This is a genomic window from Kitasatospora sp. NPDC004745, assembly GCF_042873275.1.
Taxonomy (GTDB): domain Bacteria; phylum Actinomycetota; class Actinomycetes; order Streptomycetales; family Streptomycetaceae; genus Kitasatospora.
In genome coordinates, this window is record NZ_JBIALK010000010.1 from 175,542 (window position 1) to 200,032 (window position 24,491).

General features: G+C 73.1%; 21 protein-coding genes. 7 read left to right on the forward strand and 14 right to left on the reverse strand.

All coding sequences use genetic code 11. The annotated features are described in order from the left end of the window. Positions 1–38: 38 nt before the first annotated feature. From uvrC to uvrA, 3 genes are all read right to left on the reverse strand, one after another. A complete protein-coding gene (gene uvrC / locus ACFYUY_RS19085; protein WP_387901829.1) occupies positions 39–2,096 on the reverse strand; it encodes an excinuclease ABC subunit UvrC in 2,058 nt (685 codons plus the stop codon). A 63-nt stretch (positions 2,097–2,159) separates the two neighbouring features. Then, positions 2,160–2,600, reverse strand: a complete 441-nt coding sequence (locus ACFYUY_RS19090) for a Rieske (2Fe-2S) protein (RefSeq protein ID WP_360216026.1) — start codon at positions 2,598–2,600, stop codon at positions 2,160–2,162. A gap of 129 nt (positions 2,601–2,729) precedes the next feature. Next, entirely contained in the window at positions 2,730–5,642 is a 2,913-nt protein-coding gene (gene uvrA, locus ACFYUY_RS19095; protein ID WP_360216023.1) for an excinuclease ABC subunit UvrA, read from the reverse strand. 268 nt (positions 5,643–5,910) lie between these two features. Here uvrA and ACFYUY_RS19100 point away from each other — a divergent pair, with 268 nt between their 5' ends. Next, positions 5,911–6,645 carry a maleylpyruvate isomerase family mycothiol-dependent enzyme gene (locus tag ACFYUY_RS19100; protein ID WP_387901832.1) on the forward strand — a complete coding sequence of 245 codons (735 nt, stop codon included), beginning with the start codon at positions 5,911–5,913 and terminating at the stop codon, positions 6,643–6,645. Positions 6,646–6,699: 54 nt separating this feature from the next. Next, the gene (locus tag ACFYUY_RS19105) at positions 6,700–7,353 is read left to right on the forward strand and encodes an MBL fold metallo-hydrolase (protein ID WP_360216017.1); all 654 of its coding nucleotides are present in this window, start codon (positions 6,700–6,702) and stop codon (positions 7,351–7,353) included. A gap of 65 nt (positions 7,354–7,418) precedes the next feature. Here ACFYUY_RS19105 and ACFYUY_RS19110 read toward each other — a convergent pair whose 3' ends face one another. The 4 genes from ACFYUY_RS19110 to zapE form a co-directional block, all read right to left on the reverse strand. Then, entirely contained in the window at positions 7,419–8,402 is a 984-nt protein-coding gene (locus ACFYUY_RS19110; RefSeq protein ID WP_360216014.1) for a TerC family protein, read from the reverse strand. Between the two features lie 205 nt (positions 8,403–8,607). After that, positions 8,608–9,186: a TerD family protein gene (locus tag ACFYUY_RS19115; RefSeq protein ID WP_360216011.1), complete on the reverse strand. Its 579-nt coding sequence runs from the start codon at positions 9,184–9,186 to the stop codon at positions 8,608–8,610. A 248-nt stretch (positions 9,187–9,434) separates the two neighbouring features. Next, entirely contained in the window at positions 9,435–11,528 is a 2,094-nt protein-coding gene (uvrB, locus tag ACFYUY_RS19120) for an excinuclease ABC subunit UvrB (RefSeq protein ID WP_360216008.1), read from the reverse strand. A gap of 37 nt (positions 11,529–11,565) precedes the next feature. After that, on the reverse strand, positions 11,566–12,648 hold the full coding sequence (gene zapE, locus ACFYUY_RS19125) for a cell division protein ZapE (RefSeq protein WP_387901837.1): 1,083 nt from the start codon (positions 12,646–12,648) through the stop codon (positions 11,566–11,568). Between the two features lie 63 nt (positions 12,649–12,711). On the opposite strand from zapE, the gene ACFYUY_RS19130 reads away from it, so the two are divergent. The 4 genes from ACFYUY_RS19130 (at position 12,712) to msrB (ending at position 15,989) form a co-directional block, all read left to right on the forward strand. After that, on the forward strand, positions 12,712–13,503 hold the full coding sequence (locus ACFYUY_RS19130; protein ID WP_387901840.1) for a pyrimidine reductase family protein: 792 nt from the start codon (positions 12,712–12,714) through the stop codon (positions 13,501–13,503). 50 nt (positions 13,504–13,553) lie between these two features. Then, entirely contained in the window at positions 13,554–14,015 is a 462-nt protein-coding gene (locus ACFYUY_RS19135) for an indole-3-glycerol phosphate synthase (RefSeq protein ID WP_360215996.1), read from the forward strand. Between the two features lie 134 nt (positions 14,016–14,149). Beyond that, entirely contained in the window at positions 14,150–15,559 is a 1,410-nt protein-coding gene (murC, locus tag ACFYUY_RS19140; RefSeq protein WP_360215993.1) for a UDP-N-acetylmuramate--L-alanine ligase, read from the forward strand. Between the two features lie 22 nt (positions 15,560–15,581). Continuing rightward, entirely contained in the window at positions 15,582–15,989 is a 408-nt protein-coding gene (gene msrB / locus ACFYUY_RS19145) for a peptide-methionine (R)-S-oxide reductase MsrB (RefSeq protein ID WP_360215990.1), read from the forward strand. 135 nt (positions 15,990–16,124) lie between these two features. Here msrB and ACFYUY_RS19150 read toward each other — a convergent pair whose 3' ends face one another. The 7 genes from ACFYUY_RS19150 to ACFYUY_RS19180 all read right to left on the reverse strand — a co-directional run bounded on the left by ACFYUY_RS19150 (position 16,125) and on the right by ACFYUY_RS19180 (position 22,666). Further along, positions 16,125–17,318 carry a cytochrome P450 gene (locus tag ACFYUY_RS19150; protein ID WP_387901849.1) on the reverse strand — a complete coding sequence of 398 codons (1,194 nt, stop codon included), beginning with the start codon at positions 17,316–17,318 and terminating at the stop codon, positions 16,125–16,127. Further along, positions 17,315–17,935: an ATP/GTP-binding protein gene (locus tag ACFYUY_RS19155; RefSeq protein ID WP_387901892.1), complete on the reverse strand. Its 621-nt coding sequence runs from the start codon at positions 17,933–17,935 to the stop codon at positions 17,315–17,317. Before ACFYUY_RS19155 ends, ACFYUY_RS19150 begins: the two co-directional genes overlap by 4 nt. Positions 17,936–17,990: 55 nt before the next feature. Beyond that, the gene (locus tag ACFYUY_RS19160; protein WP_360215984.1) at positions 17,991–18,344 is read right to left on the reverse strand and encodes a DUF742 domain-containing protein; all 354 of its coding nucleotides are present in this window, start codon (positions 18,342–18,344) and stop codon (positions 17,991–17,993) included. Continuing rightward, a complete protein-coding gene (locus ACFYUY_RS19165; protein WP_360215981.1) occupies positions 18,341–18,772 on the reverse strand; it encodes a roadblock/LC7 domain-containing protein in 432 nt (143 codons plus the stop codon). The genes ACFYUY_RS19160 and ACFYUY_RS19165 overlap by 4 nt, the downstream gene beginning before the upstream one ends. Then, on the reverse strand, positions 18,769–20,640 hold the full coding sequence (locus tag ACFYUY_RS19170; protein ID WP_387901854.1) for an ATP-binding protein: 1,872 nt from the start codon (positions 20,638–20,640) through the stop codon (positions 18,769–18,771). Before ACFYUY_RS19170 ends, ACFYUY_RS19165 begins: the two co-directional genes overlap by 4 nt. Positions 20,641–20,744: 104 nt before the next feature. Continuing rightward, positions 20,745–21,755, reverse strand: coding sequence for an MBL fold metallo-hydrolase (locus ACFYUY_RS19175; RefSeq protein WP_360215975.1), 1,011 nt, complete (start codon positions 21,753–21,755; stop codon positions 20,745–20,747). Positions 21,756–21,919: 164 nt separating this feature from the next. Next, complete coding sequence (locus ACFYUY_RS19180; RefSeq protein ID WP_360215972.1) at positions 21,920–22,666, reverse strand: hypothetical protein; 747 nt, start codon at positions 22,664–22,666, stop codon at positions 21,920–21,922. A 409-nt stretch (positions 22,667–23,075) separates the two neighbouring features. Here ACFYUY_RS19180 and ACFYUY_RS19185 point away from each other — a divergent pair, with 409 nt between their 5' ends. After that, positions 23,076–24,473: a DUF692 domain-containing protein gene (locus tag ACFYUY_RS19185; RefSeq protein ID WP_387901858.1), complete on the forward strand. Its 1,398-nt coding sequence runs from the start codon at positions 23,076–23,078 to the stop codon at positions 24,471–24,473. Positions 24,474–24,491: the final 18 nt, after the last annotated feature.

Here is a 24,491-nt window from a genome sequence, read left to right on the forward strand (position 1 = left end):
GGGGGCCGGGCGCGCCGGCTGACGGGCGGCGTCGGCCGTCATGGCGTCTCCTGGGATGGTGCGGTCTGGGGTGCTGCGGCCACCGGCTCGGCGGCGTGGTCGGCCCCGTCCTCGATGATCTCGCCGGTCGCGGTGTTCACCGCGGGTGCGGCGGGTGTACGGGACGACAACGCCGCCGCAACAGTCTCCGCCGTGCGGCGTCCGATGCCGGGTACGGCGCAGAGTTCGTCGACGGTGGCGGCCCGGAGCCTCTTCAGCGAGCCGAAGTGCTTGAGCAGCGCCTGGCGGCGAGTCTCGCCGAGGCCCGGGACGGAGTCCAGTTCCCCGGCGGTGAGTCGCTTGGAACGCTTGCTGCGCTGGTAGCCGATCGCGAAGCGGTGGGCCTCGTCGCGGACCCGCTGGAGCAGGTAGAGGCCCTCGCTGGAGCGCGGCAGGACGACCGGGTCGTCCTCGCCGGGCAGCCACACCTCCTCCAGCCGCTTGGCGAGGCCGCACAGCGCGACGTCGTCGATGCCGAGTTCGTCCAGGGCCCGCCGGGCGGCGGCGACCTGCGGCTGGCCGCCGTCGACGACCAGCAGCTGCGGCGGGTAGGCGAAGCGCCTGGGGCGGCCGTCCTCGGTGCGGTGGTCGTCCCCGGCGGCGCCCGGGTCGTCCTCCTCGGGGACGGCCCACTCGCCGGTCTGCTCGCGCTCCTGGAGGTAGCGGCGGAAGCGGCGGCTGATCACCTCGTGCATCGAGCGGACGTCGTCCTGGCCCTCGAAGCCCTTGATCTGGAAACGCCGGTACTCGCTCTTGCGGGCCAGGCCGTCCTCGAAGACGACCATCGAGGCGACCACGTCCTCGCCCTGGAGGTGCGAGATGTCGAAGCACTCGATGCGCAGCGGCACCGAGTCCAGTTCCAGGGCGTCGGCGATCTCCTGCAGGGCGCGGCTGCGGGTGGTGAGGTCGGAGGCGCGCTTGGTCTTGTGCAGGGCCAGCGCCTGCTGGGCGTTGCGCTGCACCGTCGCCATCAGGTCCCGCTTGTCGCCGCGCTGCGGGATCCGCAGGTCGACCTGGCTGCCGCGCAGGCCGCTCAGCCACTCCCGGACCGGCGCGGCCGGCTCGGGCAGCGCGGGCACCAGCACCTCGCGCGGGACGGACTCGTTGCGCTCGTCCTGGCCGGCCCCGCCGTAGAGCTGCTGGAGGGCGTGCTCGACCAGGGCGGCGGTGTCGACGTCCTCGACCTTGTCGGTGACCCAGCCGCGCTGGCCGCGCACCCGGCCGCCGCGGACGTGGAAGATCTGGACGGCGGCCTCCAGTTCGTCCTCGGCCAGGGCCAGCAGGTCGGCGTCGGTGGCGTCGGCGAGCACGATGGCGTTCTTCTCCATCGCGCGCTTGAGGGCGCCGATGTCGTCGCGCAGCCGGGCCGCCCGCTCGTACTCCATCTCCTCGGCGGCCTCGCGCATCTGGTCTTCCAGCCGGCGCAGGTAGTTGCCGGTGCGCCCGGCCATGAAGTCGCAGAAGTCCTCGGCGAGCGCCCGGTGTTCGTCCGCCGAGACCTTGCCGACGCAGGGTGCGGCGCACTTGCCGATGTAGCCGAGCAGGCAGGGCCGGCCGACCTGGCGGGCGCGCTTGAACACACCGTTGGAGCAGGTGCGGACGGGGAAGACGCGCAGCAGCAGGTCGACCGTCTCGCGGATCGCCCAGGCGTGCCCGTACGGGCCGAAGTAGCGCACGCCCTTCTTGTGCGCCCCGCGCATCACCTGGACCCGCGGGTACTCCTCGTTCAGGGTGACCGCGAGCTCCGGATAGCTCTTGTCGTCGCGGTACTTGACGTTGAACCGCGGGTCGAACTCCTTGATCCAGGAGTACTCCAGCTGGAGCGCCTCGACCTCGGTGTCGACCACCGTCCACTCCACCGAGGCCGCGGTGGTGACCATGGTCGCGGTCCGCGGGTGCAGGCCGGCCAGGTCCTGGAAGTAGGACGACAGGCGCGGCCGCAGGCTCTTGGCCTTGCCGACGTAGATGACCCGCCCGTGGGCGTCGCGGAACTTGTAGACGCCCGGTGAGGTGGGGATCGCGCCCGGAGCCGGGCGGTAGGTGCTCGGGTCAGCCATGGGTCCACCGTACCGAGTGGGGCCGGTGCTGCGGAGGGGTGATCGACGGGGAGGTCAACTGCGTCAGCTCGGGGTCACCTTGAGGTTCCCGCCCTCGACCGTGACGGCGTAGGCGGGCAGCGGGGTGGGGGCCGGGCCGTCCAGCACGGCGCCGTCGGTGACGGAGAACCGGCTGCCGTGGCAGGGGCAGTCGATCTGCTGGTCCTTCACCTGGTCGACGATGCAGCCGGCGTGGGTGCACTTGGCGCTGAAGGCCTTGTACTGTCCTTCGGTCGGCTGGGTGACGACGATCTTCTGCTCGCGGAAGACCTTTCCGCCGCCCACCGGCACCGCCGAGGCCGCGCCGAGGTCCACCGGGCCCTTGGCGCTGCCGCCGCCGGAGGAGGAGGACGACGAACCACAGCCGGTGACCGCCACGGCGCCGCCGGTCGCCAGCACGGCCGCGGCCCCGCAGAGCAGGGTGCGGCGGGAGGCGGTGGGGCTGGTCTCGGGGGCCTCGGACATCGGTGTGCTCCTACGGTTGCTGCTGCTGCGAGGGACCACGGAATTCTATGCCGCACGCGCCCGGCCGCTCCCGCCGCTCCCGCCTTCCGGGGGCGACGGGAACGGCCGGGCGCGGCCGGGCGGGCGGGCCTACTTCTTCGCCGCGGCGGCGCGCTTGCGCGGCGCCCGCTTGGCCGGGGCGGCGACCGGGGCGTCCGCGAAGTCCCCCGGCAGGATGTCCCGGAGGAACTTGCCGGTGTGGCTCTCGGGGACGGCCGCGATCTGCTCCGGGGTGCCCTCGGCGACGACCGTGCCGCCGCCGGAGCCGCCCTCGGGGCCCATGTCGACGACCCAGTCGGCGGTCTTGATGACGTCGAGGTTGTGCTCGATGACGATCACCGTGTTGCCCTTCTCCACCAGCCCGCTGAGCACCTTGATCAGCTTGCTGATGTCCTCGAAGTGCAGACCGGTGGTCGGTTCGTCCAGCACGTAGACCGTCCGCCCGGTGGAGCGCTTCTGCAGCTCGGAGGCGAGCTTGACGCGCTGCGCCTCACCGCCGGACAGCGTCGGCGCGGACTGGCCGAGCCGGACGTAGCCGAGGCCGACGTCGTTGAGCGTCCGCAGGTGCCGGGCGATCGCCGGGACTGCCTCGAAGAAGGCCAGCGCCTCCTCGATCGGCATGTCCAGCACCTCGGCGATCGACTTGCCCTTGTAGTGGACCTCCAGCGTCTCCCGGTTGTACCGGGCGCCGTGGCAGACCTCGCACGGCACGTAGACGTCGGGCAGGAAGTTCATCTCGATCTTGATGGTGCCGTCGCCCGAGCAGTTCTCGCAGCGGCCGCCCTTGACGTTGAAGGAGAACCGGCCCGGCAGGTAGCCGCGGACCTTGGCCTCCTGCGTCTCCGCGAAGAGCCGGCGGACGTGGTCGAACACGCCGGTGTACGTCGCCGGGTTGGAGCGCGGGGTGCGGCCGATCGGCGACTGGTCGACGTGCACCACCTTGTCCACCTGGTCGGTGCCGGTGATCCGGGTGTGCCGGCCGGGCACGCTGCGGGCGCCGTTCAGCTCCCGGGCGAGGTGGGTGTAGAGGATGTCGTTGACCAGCGTCGACTTGCCGGAGCCGGAGACGCCGGTGATCGCGGTGAAGGTGCCCAGCGGGAAGCCGACCGTGACGTCCTTGAGGTTGTGCTCGCGGGCGCCGTGGACGGTCAGCTGGCGCTTCCTGTCCCGCTCGCGGCGGCTCGCCGGGATCGGGATGGACCGCTTGCCGGACAGGTACTGGCCGGTCAGCGACTCCTTGTTGCCGAGCAGCTGCTTCAGCGAGCCGGAGTGCACCACCCGGCCGCCGTGCTCGCCGGCGCCCGGGCCGATGTCGACCACCCAGTCCGCGGTCTTGATGGTGTCCTCGTCGTGCTCGACCACGATCAGCGTGTTGCCGATGTCGCGCAGCCGCACCAGCGTCTCGATCAGCCGGTGGTTGTCCCGCTGGTGCAGGCCGATGGACGGCTCGTCCAGCACGTACAGCACGCCGACCAGGCCGGAGCCGATCTGGGTGGCCAGCCGGATGCGCTGGGCCTCGCCGCCGGACAGCGTGCCGGCCGCCCGGTTCAGCGAGAGGTAGTCCAGGCCGACGTCGACCAGGAAGCGCAGCCGCTCGTTGACCTCCTTGAGGACGCGCTCGGCGATCTGCTTGTCCCGGTCGTTGAGCTTCATCGCGCCCAGGAACTCGGCGCAGTCGCTGATCGACATCGCCGAGACGTCGGCGATCGACTTCTCCTCGACCGTCACCGCCAGCACCACCGGCTTGAGCCGGGTGCCCTGGCACGTCGGGCAGGGCACCTCGCGCATGTAGCCCTCGAAGCGCTCGCGGCTGCTGTCGCTCTCCGCCTCGGTGTGCCGGCGCTGGATGAACGGCACGGCGCCCTCGAAGCCCGTGCTGTACGAGCGCTCGCGGCCGAATCGGTTGCGGTAGCGGACCTGCACCTCGTGCTTGTGCCCGTACAGCAGCGCCTTCTTCGCCCGGGCCGGCAGACCGGCCCAGGGGATGTCGGTGCGGAAGCCCAGCTCCCCGGCGAGCGCGTCGATCAGGCGCTGGAAGTACTCCTTGGCGTGCCCGGCCGACCACGGGTGGATGGCGCCCTCGTCCAGCGAGCGCTCGGCGTCGGGCACCACCAGCTCCGGGTCCACCTCCATCCGGTTGCCCAGGCCCGAGCAGTCCGGGCAGGCGCCGAACGGCGAGTTGAAGGAGAACGAGCGCGGCTCCAGCTCCTCGAACGACACGTCGTCGTACGGGCAGTAGAGGTGCTCGGAGTACATCCGCTCGCGCTCCGGGTCGTCCTCGGGGAGGTCGACGAAGTCGAGCACGACCATGCCGCCGGACAGCCGCAGGGCCGTCTCCACCGAGTCGGTGAGCCGCCGCTTGGCGCTCTCCTTGACGGTCAGGCGGTCGATCACCACCTCGACGGTGTGCTTCTCCTGCTTCTTGAGCTTCGGCGGCTCGGCGAGCTGGATCGTGGCGCCGTCCACCCGGGCGCGCGAGTAGCCCTTGGACTGGAGGTCGGCGAAGAGGTCGACGAACTCGCCCTTGCGCTCGCGCACCACCGGGCTGAGCACCTGGAAGCGGGTGCCCTCGGCGAGCTCCAGCACCTTGTCGACGATCGCCTGCGGCGACTGCTTGGCGATCGGGCGGCCGCAGTGCGGGCAGTGCGGCTTGCCGATCCGGGCGAACAGCAGGCGCAGGTAGTCGTAGACCTCGGTGATCGTGCCGACGGTCGAACGGGGGTTGCGGTTGGTGGACTTCTGGTCGATCGAGACGGCCGGGGAGAGGCCCTCGATGAAGTCCACGTCGGGCTTGTCCATCTGCCCGAGGAACTGGCGGGCGTAGGAGGACAGGGACTCCACGTAGCGGCGCTGGCCCTCGGCGAAGATCGTGTCGAAGGCGAGCGAGGACTTGCCGGAACCGGAGAGGCCCGTGAAGACGATGAGGGAGTCGCGGGGCAGGTCGAGCGAGACGTTCTTGAGGTTGTGCTCGCGAGCACCGCGGACGATGAGGCGGTCGGCCACTGCTTCTGGCGCCTTTCTCCGGACGAGAGGGCTTGCGGTGTGAGAGGTGTGCTTCTTCCAGGATGCGGCAGCCAGCCTATAGCTCAGACGTTCGAATATCGACTTTGTCCAGCGGAGTCCACCCGAACGAGTGAGAGCGTCCGCCGCGCCGTCCGCACACGGACCGAAAACACCCCTGCTCAGGGCGCGCGTTCGGCGGTAGCGTCGGCTGGTCAACGAGCGAGGCCCCCCGTGGGCAACGCGCCGTCGCCCACGGAAGGCCGATCCGATGACCGACCCGCAGTCCGCCGCCGCCACCGCCGCCCGGCACCTGGCCCTGGTCGAGGAGAGCACCGAGCACCTGCTGGACACCGCCGCCGCCCTGGCGCCCGGGGCCCTCGCCGAGCCCTCGGCGCTGCCCGGCTGGAGCCGCGGCCACGTGCTGGCCCACCTCGCCCGCAACGCCGACTCCCTGGTCAACCTGCTGACCGGCGCCCGCACCCGCACCGACATCCCGCAGTACTCCAGCGAGCAGGCCCGCGACCAGGGCATCGAGGAGGGCGCCGGCCGCCCGCTGGACGTCCAGCTCGCCGACCTGCGGGACTCCCACCTGCGCTTCGCCGAGGCCGCCGGGCAGATGACCGCCGAGGACTGGGCGACCGAGGTGCGCCACCGCTCCGGCGCCGTCTTCCCGGCCTGCGACCTCGTCTGGAAGCGCCTCGCCGAGGTCGAGTACCACCTGGTCGACCTCGACGTCGGCCGCACCCCCGCGCACTGGCCGGAGGAGTTCGCGGCGGTCGAGTTCCGCAGGCTCGCGAGCAGGCTGGCCGGCGCCGACCTGCCCGCCGTCGCCCTGGTCGTCGACGGCACCGGGGAGCGGGCCACGATCGGCACCGGAGGGCCCGCGCCCACCGTCGGGGGCCCCGTCCGGGCCCTGACCGCCTGGCTCTCCGGCCGCTCCGACGGCGACGGCCTCCGGCACGCGCCCGACGCGCCCCTCCCCCAGCTTCCCCCCATGGGCTGACGGCGCGAGGATGACCCTGAACCCTGTAGCTGGCCCCGGACGAGGAGCGGACGGATGACGTACCACGGAGCGGTCAAGGTCGGCGGACCGCCGGACGTGCGCGAGCTGGCCCACCTGATCATCACCAAGGTGGCCGTCGGCCCGTACGACAACAACGCCTACCTGCTGCGCTGCCGGGCCACCGACGAGCAGCTGCTGATCGACGCGGCCGCCGACGCCCCGGTGCTGCTGGAGACCGTCGGGGACCAGTTGGCCACCGTGGTCACCACCCACCGGCACCACGACCACTGGGGCGCGCTCGCCGAGGTGGTCGCCACCACCGGCGCCCGCACCGCGGCTGGGGAGCACGACGCCGAGGGCGTCGACGTGCCCACCGAGCTGCTGCTCGCCGACGGCGACGTGCTGCGCGTCGGCCAGGTCGGGCTGACCGTCCGGCACCTGGTCGGGCACACCCCGGGCGCGATCGTGCTGGTCTACGACGACCCGCAGGGCCACCCGCACGTGTTCACCGGCGACTGCCTCTTCCCCGGCGGCGTGGGCAACACCTGGGGCGACCCGGAGGCCTTCCGGACCCTCTTCCGCGACGTCAACGAGAAGATCTTCGACGCCCTCCCCGACGAGGCCTGGGTGTACCCCGGCCACGGCAACGACACCACCCTCGGCGCCGAGCGCCCCCACCTCGCGGAGTGGCGCGAGCGCGGCTGGTGAGCCGCGGACGGCCGGAGCCCCCGCGACCGGTGCGGTCGCGGGGGCTCCGGGCGTGCGGGGCGCGGTCAGGCGTCGAGCTTCTCGGCCTCCGCCCGCTCGGCGCGCTCGGCCTTCTTCGAGGCGCGCAGGCTGGTCACCGTGGTGACGGCCAGGACGACCACGATGAAGCCGAGCGAGAACGGGATGCCGATCTCCGGGACGTTCGCGCCGGCCTCGTGGGCGGCGTGCAGGACCAGCTTCACGCCGATGAAGCCGAGGATCACCGACAGGCCGTACGACAGGTGGACCAGCTTCTTCAGCAGGCCGCCGATCAGGAAGTACAGCTGGCGCAGACCCATCAGGGCGAAGGCGTTGGCGGTGAAGACGATGTACGGGTCCTGGGTGAGGCCGAAGATCGCCGGGATGGAGTCCAGCGCGAACAGCACGTCCGTCGTGCCGATCGCCAGCATGACGATCAGCATCGGGGTCATCAGCCGGCGGCCGTTCTCCCGGATGAAGAGCTTGGTGCCGTGGTACGTGTCGGTGGACGGGAAGCGCCGCTCGATCGACTTGAGCAGGCGGTTCTCCTCGAACTCCTCGTCCTCCTCGTCGGCCCGGGCCTCCTTGATCAGCTTCCACGCCGTCCAGATCAGGAAGCCGCCGAAGATGAAGAACACCCAGGAGAACTGGGTCACCAGCGCCGCGCCGCCGGCGATGAACACCGCCCGCAGCACCAGCGCGATGATCACGCCGAACATCAGCACGCGCTGCTGGTAGATCCGCGGCACCGCGAACTTGCCCATGATCAGGATGAAGACGAAGAGGTTGTCGACACTGAGCGACTTCTCGGTGATGTACCCGGCGAAGAACTCACCGGCCGGCTGGCCGCCGGAGTGCCACCAGAGGAAACCACCGAAGATCAGCGCCAGCACGACCCAGACGACCGTCCAGGTGCCGGCCTCCTTGAGGGAGACCTCGTGCGGCTTGCGACCCCCGATGAAGAAGTCCGCCACGATCAGTGCGATCAGCACACCGATCGTGGTGGCCCACATGGTCATGGAAACGTCCACTACTGCTCCTCCGGCAGGTAGGCGAGACAGTCATCGTCACTGCCGGAGGTCTCTTCCGCCCGTCGGGCCGCCGCCCCGGGGTGCCAAGACGGGCACCCGTGATGACGGGGTCGGCTGTCGAGGAATACTCCCCTCCGCTGCCATCGAGAGTAACAGGGCGGCCAAGGGAAGGTAAAGAAGGTAAAGAACCGTCAGGGCGGAGCCGTCAGAGGTAGGGCTCGATCGCCGGCAGCAGGTCCTGGAAGGTCCGGCCCTTCGCCGGCGCCCCGATCGCCTGCATCTCCCAGCCGCCCGCGCCGTCCCGGAACACCTTCGCCATCACCTGGCCGGTGTGCGGCCCCCCGCCGGCCAGCTCGTACCGGGCCAGTTCCTCGCCGGTGGTCTCGTCCACCAGCCGGCAGTGCGCCTGGCGCACCTCCGCGAAGGTCTGCCCGGTGTAGGAGCTCACCGTGAACACCACCTGGGTGATGTGCGGCGGCACGTGCATCAGGTCCACCAGGATCGCCTCGTCGTCCTCCGCGCCCGAGCCGCCCTCCAGGTTGTCCCCGGTGTGCCGGACCGAGCCGTCCGTGCTCTCCAGGTGTTGGAAGAACACCACGTCGGACGGGGTGTGCTCGGCGTACAGCAGCGCCGAGGCGTCCAGGTCGATGGTCCTCGTCCGGCTGCCGAACAGGCCCCGCTTGGGCGCCGCCTGCCAGCCGAGCCCCATCCGGACCACGGTCAGCGTGCCGCCCTGGCCCTTCTGCAGACTGACCCGCTGGCCCTTGGCAAGGTTCACGGACACGGCGTCGTCCTCTCTGCCCGGCCGCGCGGTCGGTCCCCGCGCGGCACCACGGTGGAACACCCCGTGCCGTCCCCCGGCTGAGGCCCCCTCTTGTTGCCGCGCCCCCGTCCCGAGGGCGATGCCGCAGGCCAGCCTAGGGCCTGCGGCACCCCCGCCTCCCCCGCGTCCCCCGCTTTGTGGCGAGTCTGAGACACCGCGGGGCGACTGACCGCCGCGGGAACGGGGAAAGGCGCGCCCCGGTGGTGCGGCTACGCCACACCCGCCTCCCGCATCTGGCGCAGCTCCTTCTTCAGCTCCTTCACCTCGTCCCTGAGCCGGGCCGCCACCTCGAACTGGAGGTCGGCCGCTGCCGCGTGCATGCGGTCCGTCATCGACTGGATCAGCTCCGCCAGCTCGGCCGCCGGCAGGCTCTCGCCCTTCCTGCGCTCCGCGCCCAGGGCCGGCACCGGCGCCTTGCCCTTGCCCGCCGCGCCGCGGTAGCCGGTCGAGAGCAGCTCGTCGGTGTCCACGTCCTCGCGGGCGAGGGTGTCCAGGATGTCGCCGATCTTCTTCCGCAGCGGCTGCGGGTCGATCCCGTGCTCCTTGTTGTAGGCCTGCTGCACCGCCCGGCGGCGGTTCGTCTCGTCGATCGCCTTCTCCATCGACGGGGTGATCCGGTCCGCGTACATGTGCACCTGGCCGGAGACGTTGCGGGCCGCGCGCCCGATCGTCTGGATCAGCGAGGTGCCGGAGCGCAGGAAGCCCTCCTTGTCCGCGTCCAGGATCGCCACCAGCGACACCTCGGGCAGGTCCAGGCCCTCGCGCAGCAGGTTGATGCCGACCAGCACGTCGTACCGGCCCGCCCGCAGCTCGCGCAGCAGCTCCACCCGGCGCAGGGTGTCCACGTCGCTGTGCAGGTACCGGACCCGGATGTCCAGGCCGAGCATGTAGTCCGTGAGGTCCTCGGCCATCTTCTTGGTCAGCGTGGTGACCAGGACGCGCTCGTCGCGCTCCACCCGCTTGCGGACCTCGTGCACCAGGTCGTCGATCTGGCCCTCGGTCGGCTTGACGATCACCTCGGGGTCGATCAGGCCGGTCGGGCGGATGATCTGCTCGACCTGGCCGTCGCCGCGGGACAGCTCGTACGGGCCCGGCGTCGCCGACAGGTACACCGTCTGGCCGATCCGCCCCAGGAACTCCTCCCACTTCAGCGGGCGGTTGTCCATCGCGGACGGCAGCCGGAAGCCGTGCTCCACCAGCGTGCGCTTGCGCGAGGCGTCGCCCTCGTACATCGCGCCGATCTGCGGCACGGTGACGTGCGACTCGTCGATGACCAGGAGGAAGTCCTCCGGGAAGTAGTCGAGCAGGGTGTTCGGCGGGGAGCCCGGCTCGCGGCCGTCGAAGTGCATCGAGTAGTTCTCGACGCCCGAGCAGGTGCCGATCTGGCGCAGCATCTCGATGTCGTAGGTGGTGCGCATCCGCAGCCGCTGGGCCTCCAGCAGCTTGCCCTGCTTCTCCAGCCTGGCGAGCGTCCCCTCCAGCTCCTGCTCGATGCCGGTGATCGCCCGCTCCATGCGCTCCGGGCCGGCCACGTAGTGCGAGGCGGGGAAGACGTAGACCGACTCGTCCTGGCTGATGATCTCGCCGGTGAGCGGGTGCAGGGTGTACAGCGCCTCGATCTCGTCGCCGAACATCTCGATCCGGACGGCCAGCTCCTCGTAGACCGGGAAGATCTCGATGGTGTCGCCGCGGACCCGGAAGGTGCCGCGGGAGAAGGCCACGTCGTTGCGGGCGTACTGGATGTCGACGAAGCGGCGCAGCAGGACGTCCCGGTCGATCTCCTGGCCGACCTTCAGCGGGACCATCCGGTCCACGTACTCCTGCGGGGTGCCGAGGCCGTAGATGCAGGACACCGACGCGACCACCACCACGTCCCGCCTGGTCAGCAGCGAGTTGGTGGCCGAGTGCCGCAGCCGCTCGACCTCCTCGTTGATCGAGGAGTCCTTCTCGATGTAGGTGTCCGTCTGGGGGACGTACGCCTCGGGCTGGTAGTAGTCGTAGTACGAGACGAAGTACTCGACGGCGTTGTTCGGCAGCAGCTCGCGGAACTCGTTCGCCAGCTGCGCGGCCAGCGTCTTGTTCGGCGCCATCACCAGGGTGGGCCGCTGCAGCCGCTCGATCATCCAGGCCGTGGTGGCCGACTTCCCGGTACCGGTGGCGCCGAGCAGGACGACGTCCTTCTCCCCGCCCTTGATCCGCCGCTCCAGCTCGGCGATCGCCGCCGGCTGGTCCCCGTTGGGCTGGAAGGGACTGACGACCTCGAAGGGCGCCACTGACCGCTCAATACTCGTGATGGGTCGCACGGGTCCACCGTACGACCCACCACCGACAGTCGGGGGCCTACTTGGCGCTGTCGCGGGCGAGGGCGACGAGGCGGGAGACGGCGCGGAGGTACTTCTTGCGGTAGCCGCCGCGGAGCATGTCCTCGGGGAAGACCCGGTCGAAGGGGAGGCCGGAGGCGGTGATCGGGAGTTCGCGGTCGTACATGCGGTCGGCGAGGACGACCAGGCGCAGGGCGGTGGACTGGTCGTCGACCTGGCGGACGCCGCGCAGGCAGACGGCGGTGACGTCGTCCAGGAGCGCGCCGTAGCGGCTGGGGTGGACGGCGGAGAGGTGGCCGAGGAGGGTGTCGAAGTCGTCCAGGGAGGCGCCCGGGGTGCGGGCGGCGACGGCGTCGACGGTCTCGTCCGGGTACGGCGGCGGGGCGTCCGGGAGGCCGCGGTGGCGGTAGTCCTGGCCGTCGATGCGCATCGGGCGGAAGTGCGCGGACAGGCCCTGGATCTCGCGCAGGAAGTCGGCGGCGGCGAAGCGGCCCTCGCCGAGCTTCTCCGGCAGGGTGTTCGAGGTGGCGCAGAGCTTGACGCCGTTGTCGACCAGGCGGCCGAGCAGGGTGGAGACCAGGACGGTGTCGCCCGGGTCGTCGAGCTCGAACTCGTCGATGCACAGCAGGGTGTGCCCGGAGAGGGTCTGGACGGCCTGCTGGAAGCCGAGCGCGCCGACCAGGTTGGTCAGCTCGACGAAGGTGCCGAAGGCCTTGGGGCCGGGGGCGCCGTGCCAGAGCGAGGCGAGCAGGTGGGTCTTGCCGACGCCGTAGCCGCCGTCGAGGTAGACGCCGGCCGGGCCGGTGGGCGCGGGGGCGGAGCGGCGGAACCAGCTGCGCTTGGGTGCGGAACCGTTTCCCCGGCCGAGGGTGGCGGCGAACTGCTCCAGGACCTGGACGGCCTCGTACTGGCTGGGCTGGGTCCGGTCCGGGATGTACGTCCCGAAGCTCACGTCGGAGAACCGGGGCGGAGGCACCATCTCGGCGACGAGCCGCTCGGCGGGCACGACGGGGCGGCGGTCGGCGAGCGCGATCGGAGAGCCTGCCGCACTCGCGGGGGCTATGGACTCGGTCGCGGTGGCGGGGCGGGGAGCTGCGGGCACGTTAGTAGAGGGTACGCCTGGTCCCGACCGCCTCCGAACGGCCCACGGTGGAACACTGGGGGCATGCATCAGTTGATCACCCCGCTGGACGGACCGGCCGTCGATCCGGCCTCGACCGAGGCGCTCTCCGCCGTCTACGCGTACCCCGACCAGGTGAATCACGGGCGCCCGTGGCTGCGCGCCAACATGGTGGCCGGCCTGGACGGCGGGGCGAAGCTGGCGGGCCTCTCCGAGGGCCTGTCCGGGGACGCCGACAAGCGGATCTTCGGGGTGCTGCGGGCGCTGGCGGACGTGGTGCTGGTGGGCGCCGAGACCGTCCGGGCGGAGGGCTACGGGCCGGCCAGGGTCGGGGCCGGCTTCGCGGCCGCGCGGGCGGCGGCCGGGCAGGCGCCGGTTCCGGCGATCGCGGTGGTGAGCCGTTCGCTGGCCCTGGACCTCACCGCCCCGCTGTTCACCGGGCCGCTGGTCAGGACGGTGGTGGTCACCACCGCGGACTCCCCCGCCGAGCGCCGCCGGGCGGTCGCGGAGGTGGCCGACCTGGTGGTCGCCGGGGAGGGCTCGGTGGACCCGCGGGCGGCCGTGGCGGCGCTGGCGGAGCGGGGCTGGACGCGCCTGCTGACCGAGGGCGGCCCGCGGCTGCTGGGGCAGCTGGCGGCGGCCGACCTGCTGGACGAGCTGTGCCTGTCGGTGGCCCCGCTGCTCACCGGCGGGGACGCGCCGCGCATCATCCACGATGCGGAAATGCCTGACGTGCGGCGGATGCGGCTGGTCTCATTGATCGAGCAGAAAGGATTCCTCTTCACCCGCTACCTGCGTCGCCCGGGTCCGGACGATCCCGTGACCCACCGGTCGTGATGCCGTTATGCGATGCCGGGGCCCCGGGCCGGCCACTGGAAGGGACTCACGTGTTCAAGACGGTACTGATGATCGAAAAGGCTCTCTCCGACGCCGACGTGGAGCTGGTCACCACGCTCCACAGCGAGGAGAAGGTCTCCTTCGTCGTCCTGATGCAGCCGCGCGGCAAGCAGGACGAACTGCTGCGGGCGCTGGACGACGTCGCCCTCGGCCACCTCGACAAGGTGGTGCACGAACACGACGAGTCCGAGACCGGCCCGACCGTCGCCACCGAATCGCTCGAACACAGCCTGCGCCACCTGCGCGCGGCCGGGGCCGAGGCGATCGGCGAACTGGTCGAGGAGAAACCCCTGGACCGGCTGCGCGCGGCGGTCGAGGAGCACCGCGCGGACGAGGTGGTGGTGCTCACCTCCCCGCACTTCGTGGAGGAGTTCTTCCACCGCGACTGGGCCTCCCAGGCCCGGCACAAGGTGGGGGTCCCGGTGCTGCGGCTGTTCGCCAGCGACTCCTAGCTCCGGCGGCCGGTGGTGCAGAATCGTCCTTGCGGTCCGCCCGCGAGGACGACTCCCATGCGTCCGCCCGCCCTGTCCCGCCCTCCTCGCCCGCCGCCGGGCAGGAGGGGCCCATCGTCCTACGGAGCCCCGCCTTGAACGACGCCGCGCACGACCTGCACGCCCCGCACTTCATCGGCATCGGCGGCGCCGGGATGTCCGGCCTGGCGAAGATCCTCGCGGTGCGCGGCGCCAGCGTCTCCGGCAGCGACTCCAAGGAGTCCGAGACCGTCCTCGCGCTGCGCGCCCTCGGCGCGACGGTGCACGTCGGCCACGCCGCGGAGCACGTGCCGGACGGCACCAGCAGCGTGGTGGTCTCCAGCGCGATCCGCGCCGACAACCCGGAGCTGGCCGCGGCCCGCGAGCGCGGCATCCCGGTGGTGCACCGCTCCGACGCGCTGGCCGCGCTGATGGGCGGGCGCCGGGCGCTGGCCGTGGCCGGCACCCACGGCAAGACCACCACCACCAGCATGCTCGCCGTCGCCCTCGGCGAGCTGGGCCTGGACCCGTCCTACGCGATCGGCGGGGACCTCGACGCGCCCGGCTCCAACGCCCACCACGGCACCGGCGAGATCTTCGTCGCCGAGGCCGACGAGAGCGACCGCAGCTTCCACAAGTACGCGCCCGAGGTGGCGATCGTGCTGAACGTGGAGCTGGACCACCACGCCAACTACGCCTCGATCGACGAGATCCACGAGTCCTTCGAGACCTTCGTCGGCCGGATCACCCCCGGCGGCACCCTGGTCGTCTCGGCCGACCACGACGGCGCCCGCGAGCTGACCGCCCGGGTGGCCGGCCGCGAGGGCCTGAACGTGGTGACCGTCGGCTCCGCCGAGGACGCCGACGTGCGGGTGCGCTCGGTGGTCGCCCACGGCATGACCAGCGAGGTCACCGTGGAGCTGGACGGCGCCGAGCTGGTCTTCACCGTCTCGGTGCCCGGTCGGCACTACGCGCACAACGCGGTCGCCGCGCTGGCCGCCGGCGTCGCGCTGGGCGTCCCGGCCGCCGACCTGGCCAAGGCGCTCGGCGCCTACACCGGCGTGCGCCGCCGCCTCCAGCTCAAGGGCGAGGCCGCCGGCGTCCAGGTGATCGACTCCTACGCCCACCACCCGACCGAGATGACCGCCGACCTGGAGGCGATCCGGGAGGGCCTGGACGGCGCGGGCCGGGTGCTGGTGGTCTTCCAGCCGCACCTGTTCAGCCGCACCCAGCAGCTCGCCGAGGAGATGGGCCGGGCGCTGGCGCTGGCCGACGCCTCCGTGGTGCTGGACATCTACCCGGCCCGCGAGGACCCGATCCCGGGCGTGACCAGCGAGCTGATCGTCGACGCGGCCCGCCGGGCCGGCGCCGACGTCACCCCTGAGCACTCCTTCGCCGCGGCTCCCGCCCTGCTGGCCGGCCTGGCCCGCCCGGGCGACCTGCTGCTCACCATGGGTGCCGGCGACGTCACCAACCTGGGGCCCGAAATTCTGGAGCAGCTCGCGAACGTTGCCACCAACGTCTGACGTACCCCGACCGGGAGCCGTGATGAGCTACGAGATCGAGAAGACCGAGGCCGAGTGGCGGGAGCAGCTCAGCCCGCAGGAGTACCACGTGCTCCGCGAGGCGGGCACCGAGCGCCCGTTCACCGGTGAGTACACCGACACCAAGACGGTCGGCGTCTACGGCTGCCGGGCCTGCGGCGCGGAGCTGTTCAGCTCCACGACCAAGTTCGACAGCCACTGCGGCTGGCCGTCCTACTACGCGCCGCTGGCCGAGGACCGGGTCGAGTACATCGAGGACACCACGCTCGGCATGCGCCGGGTCGAGGTGCGCTGCGCCCGCTGCGGCGGGCACCTGGGCCACGTCTTCGAGGGCGAGGGCTACGGCACCCCGACCGACCAGCGGTACTGCATCAACAGCATCTCGCTGACCCTGAAGCCCGCCGAGGACTGACGGGCGGCGCACCGGACGCGCACGAGGGCCCGGGCACCCGTACCGAAGGGGTGCCCGGGCCCTCGTGCATCCGGCGTGGACCGGCGGCGCCCGGCCGCGCCCGGTGGCGCCCGGTGGCGCCCGGTGGCGCCCGGCTCAGCCCACCACCGGGGCGAAGCGGACCGGGAGGTGGACCAGCGCCCGGTGGAAGGGCCCGGGCCGCCACAGCAGCCCGTCGGCCGGCGCGGTCAGTTCGAGGTCGCTGAGCCGGCTGGTGAGCTGCTCGATCGCGGTGATCGCGATCAGCAGCGCCGGGTCGCGGGCCGGGCAGGCGTGCGGGCCGGCCGCCCAGGCCAGGTGGGCGCTCTCGCCGCTGCGCAGCTCGGTGCCGTCGGTGGGCGGCGCGGCCTGCAAGTTGGCGGCCGCGTAGGAGACCAGCATCAGCGAGCCGGCCGGGACCTCCCGCCCGTGGAAGGTGATGTCGTAGCGCGGGTAGTGGGCGGAGAGGTTGGCCAGCGGCGGCTCGTGCCAGAGCACCTCGTCGATCGCCTGGTAGGCGGTCATCGCGCCGCCGATGAGCGAGCCGGCGTAGCGGGCGTCGGTGAGCAGGCGCAGCAGGGCGTTGCCGATCAGGTTGGTGGTCGGCTCGTGCCCGGCGATCATGGTGAGGGTGATCTGCCGGATCACCTCGTCGTCCTCCAGCCCGGCCGGGTGGGTGACGAACCAGGAGGTGAGGTCGTGCCGGGGCCGTTCGCGGCGCTCGGCGACCATCGCGGTGACCACCGCGACGAGGTCCCCGTACGCGGCGACGGCCTTCTCGGTGGACTCGATCATCCCGGCGATCCCGGCCACCAGGCGGGTGCGGTGCTCGTCGGGCACGCCGAACCAGGTGGTGAGGACGAAGGCCGGCAGCTGGCGGGCGTACTCGGCGATGAGGTCGGCGGTGCCCGCCCCCTCGAAGCGGTCGATCAGCTGGTGGGCCACCTCGGCGACGCGGCGCTGCAGCCGGTGGGGTTCGAGCAGCGCCAGGCCGTCGGTGATCACCGCCCGGTAGCGCTCGTGGACCTCGCCGTCGCTGAACAGGGCGGTCGGGCGGTAGCCGAGCACGGGCAGCAGCGGGTTGTCCGGCGCGACGGTGCGCTGCCACTCCCGGGAGTCCTTGGAGAAGGTGTCGGTGTCGCGCAGCAGGTCCAGGGCGGCCTGGTAGTCGGTGACCAGCAGGGCCTCGACGCCGGGTGCCAGCTCGACCGGGGCCACCGCGCCGTGGCGCCGCAGCCGGTCGTAGACCAGCTGCGGGTCGGCGGCGAAGACCGGGCCGTAGATCGGGGTCGGGCGGGGGTCGGTGCTCACGGGCGCTCCTCGGCGGCGGAGACGGCGGACGCGGCGGAGGGGTCGGCCGTGGCGGGGTCGGCGGACGGGCCGGCGGGGTCGGCCGTGGCGGGCAGCCCGTCGAGGACGTGCTCGGCCAGGGCGATCAGCGCGTCGAGGCTGGCGCCGCGCTCGCGGGCGTCGCAGAGCAGCAGCGGGGTGGTCGGGTGCAGGTCCAGGTGGGTGCGCAGCACCTCCACCGGGTGGACCGGCGCGTCCGGGAAGCAGTTGACGGCGACGGCGTACGGCAGTCCCTGCTCCTCGACCATGTCCATGATCTCGAAGGAGTCGGCCAGCCGGCGGGTGTCGGCGAGCACCAGGGCGCCGAGGGCGCCGCGGGCGATGTCGTGCCAGAGCGGGAAGAAGCGGCGCTGGCCCGGGGTGCCGAACATGTAGAGCACGACGTTGCCGGGCAGGGTCAGCCGGCCGAAGTCGACGGCGACCGTGGTGGTGGCCTTCTCCGGCAGGCCGGCCAGGTCGTCCACCGGCCGCCCGGTCTCGGTCATCGCCTCCTCGGTGTGCAGGGTGGCGATCTCGGAGAGGGTGCGGATGAGCGTCGTCTTGCCGACCCCGAACGGGCCGGCCACCACCAGTTTCATCAGCGTCTGGTCCCGGTCGGGCAGGTAGCCCACCCGGCTCGGCCGGTCGGCCGGGCTACCGGAGCGCACGGAGTCCAACGAGGAGCCTCTCGACGATGGAGCGGTCGGTCTGCTGGGCGGGCGGGATCGGTGCGCGGGCGCGCAGGCTGCCCGCCTCGACCAGGTCGGCCGCGAGGAAGACGGTGGCGCTGACCGGCAGGCGCAGGTGCGCGGCGGCCTCCACCACGGTCAGCGCGCCGGGGCGCAGCAGTTCCCAGAGCCGCCGGTGTTCGGGTTCCAGGTCGCCCGGCGGTTCGGCGCGGTCCGCGAAGAGCACGGTGAGCCGCTCGAAGCCGGCGGTGCCGGGGCGGCTGCGGCCGCCGGTGGCCAGGTAGGCGGGCACCATCCGCCTGCGGGGTACGGCGGTCATGACCGGTCGGTGGCGTCCTGCTGCCGGGTCGGGCTCGCGAGCGCGCGGCCCAGCGCTGCGACCTGCACCTGCATCTGGTAGGCCACGTTGCCGAGTTGGGCCTCCGGGGAGGTGAAGACGGCGAGCGAGGTGTTCTCCCCGGCCGGGACGACGATGGCGTAGCCGAGGTCGGACTCCACGACGGTCTGGTCCAGCCGGGGGCGCTCGGCGCCGGTGAACGCACCGGTGAACGCGCGGGCGGCGGCGTGCACGGTGGCGGTCATCGCGGCGACCCGCTCGGCGGAGGCCCGGTCGAGCCCGTCCGAGGCGCCCTCGACGAGGCCGTCGCCGGTGGCGATGACCGCGTGCAGCACTCCCGGCAGTTCCAGCAGCGGGGTCAGCACCCACGAGATCTCGTCGGTGGCGGTCTGGCTGGGCGAGCTGCTCACTGCTCGGCTCCTTCAGGGGTCGGGGCGGGCGGACGGGCGGTGGTGTGGACACCGCTGTCGCCGGCCGTGCTGGACGGGTCGGTGGTGCGGGGCGGGCCGGTCGGACCGGTCGGGTCGGTGGGATCGGCCGGGTCGGCCGCGCCGGTCCGGCCGGCGGCCCGCGCCACGGCGGCGCGGCCGGAGTCGGTGCCCTGCTGCAGCGCCTCCCAGTGGGCGGCGGCCCGCTCGGGCGTGCGGGCGGGCGCCGCGGCCGCCGCGGACCGCACGGTGGCGGTCACCGCGGCCCCGGCCTGCGGGGCGGCCGCGGGGGCTCCCGGGCCGTCGGCGGCGAGCGGGCTGCGGCGGCGCCGGCTGGGCAGGCCGGTGCCGTCGTCGACCGGGTCGGCCGCCGTCCGCGGCACCACGTGGATGGCCGGCGCGGCGTGCGGGCCCGGCTGGTGGTGCCGGTCGGCGAGCACCGGCGCCCCGCCCTCGTCGGCGTCCCGCATCGGCGGGACGGCGTGGACGGCGGGTGCCGGAGCCGGGCCGGCACCGGCCCGCAGCGGCAGCGGGGTGAGCACCGACAGCGGCTGCTCGTCGTCGACGACCGTCACCAGCGCGGCCGGGATGCGCAGGATGGTCCGCATGCCGCCGTACGGCGAGGGCTCGATGTGACAGGAGAACCCGTACTGGCGGGCCAGCTTGCCGATCACCGCGAAGCCGGTCTTGGGCGGGTTGCCGAGTTCGGTGAGCAGGACGTCGGGCGGGCCGGCCAGCAGCCGGCGGGCGCGGCGCAGCTGGTCCTCGTCCATGCCGATGCCGCTGTCGTCGATGATCACCAGGGCGCCGCGGCCGCCCTGCTGGACGGTGACCGGGATGTCGGTCTCCGGGTGCGAGTAGGCCGAGGCGTTGGCGAGGAGTTCGGCGACCGTGATGGCCAGCGGCTCGGCGGCCCGGGCGACCACGGCGAGGCGCTGTTCGCGGAGGTGGTTGGCGACCTTGATCCGGGCGTAGCCGGGCACCCGGGAGAGCGCGCCGACGACCACCTCGGCGAGCGGCGAGTCGGTGCGGGCCAGCCCCGGCCAGGCCTCGCAGAGCACCGCGACGGTCTGGATCCGGCGCAGCGCGACCTCGTTGCGGAAGTCGACCTCGAGCAGCCGCGGGTCGTCGTTGTCGTGCTGGAGCTGCTGGACCAGGCTCTGGATCTGGTAGAGCAGGGTCTGGATCCGGGAGGTGGCGCCGCGCATCGCGGCGCGGGCGGCGGCGTCGACCCGCTCGCGCTCGTCGGTGAGGGCGGCGGTGGCGGCGTCCAGCACGGACTGCAGCGCCCGGACCGCCTCCGGGCCGACGGCCTGCGGGTCCAGCGGGCCGACCAGCGGGGCGTTGGCGTGGCTGAGCCGCACGGCCGTGGCCGCCACCCGCTCCTGGGCGAGGTGGCCGATCTCGGCGAGCAGCGCCGCGGTGCGCCGCTCGGCCTCGGCCAGCCCGCGTTCGGCCGCCTCGGCCCCGGCCGCGGCGGCGGCGGTGCGCTCCTCGGCGGCCCGGGCGTCGTCCTGCGCGGCGCGGGCCGCGTCCCGGGCCGCGCGGACGGTGTCCTCGGCCTCGCGCACCAGGCCGTCGGCCACCCGGGCGCGCTCCTCGGCGGCCCGGCCGCGGGTATCGGCCTCGCGGGCCTCGACCCTGGCCTCCCGGGCGCCCTCCTGGGCCTCCCGCACCCGCCGTTCGGCCTCGACCAGGCGGGCGTCGGCGACGCGCACGCGCTCCTCGGCGTGCGCGCGGGCGGCCTCGGCGGCCGCCGCCCGGGTGACGGCTCCAGCCCGGGCGCGGGCGAGGACGGCCGCCGCCAGGGCGGCGAGCAGTGCCAGGGCTGTCAGCACGATCTGCGTCATCGAAGTCCTCGGGAGTCCTCGGTGGGGCGGGTGCGGGCCGGGCGGGCGCCGGGCCGGGGCGCGGGGCGGGCGGCGGCACCGCCGGCGGCCGCCCCGGCGGGCCGTCAGTCCCGGCCGGTCCGCGGGCGCGGGATGCGGGCGGCGTCCTCGGCGAGCTCCCGGGCCACCTGGGCGACCTGGCCCATGGCCTCCAGGACGTCGGGCACCTCGGTGCCGTCCAGGTGCCGGTACTCGGCGGCGACGGTGAGCACCAGCCGCTCGGGCAGGCCGAGTTCCGGGTGGCGCCGCTCGGCTATCACCCGCCGGGCGGCGTCCAGCGCGGGTACTCCGGCGGCGTGCAGGGCGTGCGCCCGCTCCCGGACGTGGGCGAGGTAGCCGATGTGCTCGCGGACGCCGTCGCGGTCGAGCACCGGGCCGTGGCCGGGCACGAAGATCTCGGCACCGGTGGCCAGCGCCTGCTCGCAGGCGCCGATGACGTTCTCCAGCGGCCCGGCCCAGTGCGAGGGGTGGTCGCCGGGCTGTTCCGGGGTCGAGCTGAAGATCACGTCGCCGGTGAACACGGCGCGCTGGTGCGGGAGGTGGACCATCAGGTCGCCGCCGGTGTGGGCGGCGGGGAGGCTGGAGATCTGCACCGGGTAGTCCCCCACCCGCAGCTCCAGCTCACCGGTGAAGACGGTGTCCGGGCGGACGGGATCGGTGTCGGACCAGTCGAACCGCCCGAAGTGCTCCTTCAGGTAGCCGCCGAGCGCGGAGTCCGGGTCGCTGCCGGTGACCAGCGCGTGCTGCTGCCGGGGGGTGGGCTCCCAGTGGATGTGCTCCAGCGCCTCGCGGGTGGCGATGACCTCGGCGTCCGGCACGACTCCGGCGCCCCACAGGTGGTCGCCGTTGGCGTGGGTGACGACCACCCGGTCGATCCCGACCCCGGCCGGCAGCAGACGGCGGCTGGCCGCGAGGAACTCGCCGGCCAGGGCGGGGTCGTAGGGTGTGTCGATCCAGAGCGCGGTCTTCTCCGAGGCCAGCAGCCCGCAGTTGGCCAGGCCCCAGCCCCGCTTCGGGGGGAGCCACACGTACAGGTCCTCGGCAATCGCGCTCACGTTCGCACGGTTGATCGTCATGTGCGCGATTATGCCCATGCCGACTCGACAACGCGGCAAAACCTGCACGCACTGCAGGAGTTGATGCCCCAGACTCTCCCGAGCTGTCCGGATTCGACCCTCGTGGTCGAGACCAATCGTCTCACTGTCCGGACGATTCGTGGACACTCGGGGCGGATCCCGGCTCAGAGCGGGGGCAGGACGCGACACACCTCGACCGTGACGTCCACGGTGTCCAGACCGATGACCCGCCCCTCCACCGCGACGAATCCTTTCTCCCCCGAGCGGAACAGCGCGGCCAGCGCGGACTTGCGGCCCGCCCCCGCCAGCGCCTCCACCGCCATCGCGGAACCGAAGGCGAACACCCCGCAGAGCACGATGCACGGCGCCTGCCGGGACGTCCGGGTGACGAAGATGAACCCGTGGTCCCGGATCAGTTCCCCGGCCGCGTTGTACAGCGCCTCGAAGGTCATCCCGCCCCACCGGGCGCGGGCCGCGTCCGGGTACTCGACGCGGAAGTCCGGGAACACCGATTCCAGCACGCCGCCGGAGTAGGAGTTGACGCCCGGTCCGCCGATCGAGAAGGTCGGCATCCGCGGATCCTGCGCACCGGCCACGACCAGTTCGATCGTCGCCTTCCGGTTGACCTTCCGCAGCAGGTCGATCAGCTGCGCTATCGCCCGGGCCTCCGCCATCGGCATGAACAGCACGTTCTTGGGCTCCCGGCTGGTCAGCCGGCAGCCGTCCGAGGCGTAGGCGAACTCCGCGACCTCCAGGCTGGGCGTGACGATCTGCACCCGGCCGTACGGGGCGAGCAGCGCCCGCAGGAATCCGTACCGCAGGAACAGCCTCGTCCGGGCGAGGGAGCGGGCCGCGAGGAACCCGATCACGGCCGGGACCGATGCGATCAGAACCTGGAGCAGGATCTCCATATGATCCCCCGGGGGAAGACTCGGCCACGAACTGTGTCCCGTCAGGTAAATCCCCGCCCGCGGCCGGAAATACCCACACCACCGCAATTCGACCCGCCGGAAGATCCGAACTCCTCCCCGCGGGCGCCGGATCCACCGGGCCGGGGGTTCGCGGGCCGTCCGCGGTGCGCCGTCGCGCGCCCCCGCCCACCCCCGGGACCGCCCCCCACCTGCGAGGACGTCAGGATCCGGGGGTTACAGTCCTACCGCGTCAGAACCCAAGCTCAAATAATGCTCTGAGAAGACCGGTCGAGGCTTGGCAGCCACCCCGCCCGGGGACATCCTCAGCATCACGGCCGCGCGGTCCTGGCGACGACGCCCGCACCGTCCGACGGCCGTTCCCACCCAGCCCTCCGAAGGGGGCGAACCGATGACCTCCCCTGCACTTGACCTGCCCGCACGGGCAGCCGCCGGCACCGCCGCCCCGAGCCGCCCGGGCACCCGCCCGGACGTCACCCTCGGCGTGGGCCTCGGCTGGCGCAGCGAGATCGACACCGTCGTCGAACGCCAACCGGGCCTGGACTGGGTCGAGGTGGTCGCCGAGAACATCTGCGCCGACCACCTCCCCGAGTCCCTCACCGCACTGCGCGCCCGCGGCGTCACCGTCGTCCCGCACGGCGTCGCCCTCGGCCTCGGCGGCGCCGACCGACCCGACCCGGACCGGCTCGCCCGGCTCGCCGGGGCGGCCCTCGCGCTCGGCTCCCCACTGGTCACCGAACACCTGGCCTTCGTCCGGGCCGGCGGCCTGGAGGCCGGCCACCTGCTGCCCGTCCCGCGCACCCGGGAGTCCCTGCGGGTGATCGCCGAGAACGTCCGGATCGCCCAGGACCAGCTCCCGGTGCCGCTCGCCCTCGAGAACATCGCCGCCCAGCTGGCCTGGCCCGGGGACGAACTGACCGAGGGGCAGTTCCTCGCCGAACTCGTCGAACGCACCGGCGTCCGGCTGCTGATCGACGTCGCCAACCTGCACACCAACCGGGTCAACCTCGGCATCGACCCGGCCGCCGAACTCGACCGGCTCCCGCTGGAGGCGATCGCCTACGTGCACGTCGCCGGCGGCCGGATGGTCGACGGCGTCTGGCACGACACCCACGCCCACCCGGTCACCCAGCCGGTCCTGGACGTCCTGGCCGAACTCTGCGCCCGGATCACGCCTCCCGGCGTCCTGCTCGAACGGGACGCCGGCTTCCCGCCGCCCAGTGAGCTGGCCGGCGAACTGGACGCCATCCGCGGGGTGCTGGAGGGGAGCACCCCGCGGACGGCCCACCCGGCCGCCACCCGGACCGGGGCACCGCGGCGGAGCGGGCGCACGGACACCCGCACCGAGACGCCGCTCCCGGGGGAGCGCGCGAACCTCCGCACCGAGACGCCGCTCCCGGGCGAGCGCGCGAACCTCCGCCGCCGGCAGGAGGAGCTGCTGGCCGCCCTGGTGGCCGGCGGGCCCGTCCCGGCCGGCTTCGACCCGGCGCAGGTCCGCGCCCAGTCCACCGGGCTGGCCACCAAGCGGCGCGACACCGCCGCCAAGGTGGCGCCCGAGCTGCCCCGCCTGCTCGGCGACCGGTACGGGCCGCTGTTCCTCGCGTACGCCCGCACCCACCCGCAGACCGGCGGCTACCGGGCCGACGCCCGGGCCTTCGCCGAGTGGGTGCTCACCGACGGCGGCCCGCCGGCCGCCGAGCACCGCCGGGCGCTGGAGCAGTGGCTCCGCCCGGCCGACGAGCGGCCGTCCGGCCCGCTCGCCCGCCTGCGCCGGGCCCTGCGGCGCTGACAGTCCTTCTCCACAGCA

What these genes read in the sequence shown, in the direction of transcription:
- ACFYUY_RS19170 (WP_387901854.1), bottom strand. Translation starts at nt 20,640, where the DNA reads ATGACGCAGATCGTGCTGACAGCCCTGGCACTGCTCGCCGCCCTGGCG.
- ACFYUY_RS19155 (WP_387901892.1), bottom strand. Translation starts at nt 17,935, where the DNA reads ATGAAACTGGTGGTGGCCGGCCCGTTCGGGGTCGGCAAGACGACGCTC.
- ACFYUY_RS19100 (WP_387901832.1), top strand. Translation starts at nt 5,911, where the DNA reads ATGACCGACCCGCAGTCCGCCGCCGCCACCGCCGCCCGGCACCTGGCC.
- ACFYUY_RS19180 (WP_360215972.1), bottom strand. Translation starts at nt 22,666, where the DNA reads ATGGAGATCCTGCTCCAGGTTCTGATCGCATCGGTCCCGGCCGTGATC.
- ACFYUY_RS19130 (WP_387901840.1), top strand. Translation starts at nt 12,712, where the DNA reads ATGCATCAGTTGATCACCCCGCTGGACGGACCGGCCGTCGATCCGGCC.
- ACFYUY_RS19160 (WP_360215984.1), bottom strand. Translation starts at nt 18,344, where the DNA reads ATGACCGCCGTACCCCGCAGGCGGATGGTGCCCGCCTACCTGGCCACC.
- ACFYUY_RS19090 (WP_360216026.1), bottom strand. Translation starts at nt 2,600, where the DNA reads ATGTCCGAGGCCCCCGAGACCAGCCCCACCGCCTCCCGCCGCACCCTG.
- ACFYUY_RS19185 (WP_387901858.1), top strand. Translation starts at nt 23,076, where the DNA reads ATGACCTCCCCTGCACTTGACCTGCCCGCACGGGCAGCCGCCGGCACC.
- ACFYUY_RS19175 (WP_360215975.1), bottom strand. Translation starts at nt 21,755, where the DNA reads ATGACGATCAACCGTGCGAACGTGAGCGCGATTGCCGAGGACCTGTAC.
- uvrC (WP_387901829.1), bottom strand. Translation starts at nt 2,096, where the DNA reads ATGGCTGACCCGAGCACCTACCGCCCGGCTCCGGGCGCGATCCCCACC.
- ACFYUY_RS19105 (WP_360216017.1), top strand. Translation starts at nt 6,700, where the DNA reads ATGACGTACCACGGAGCGGTCAAGGTCGGCGGACCGCCGGACGTGCGC.
- msrB (WP_360215990.1), top strand. Translation starts at nt 15,582, where the DNA reads ATGAGCTACGAGATCGAGAAGACCGAGGCCGAGTGGCGGGAGCAGCTC.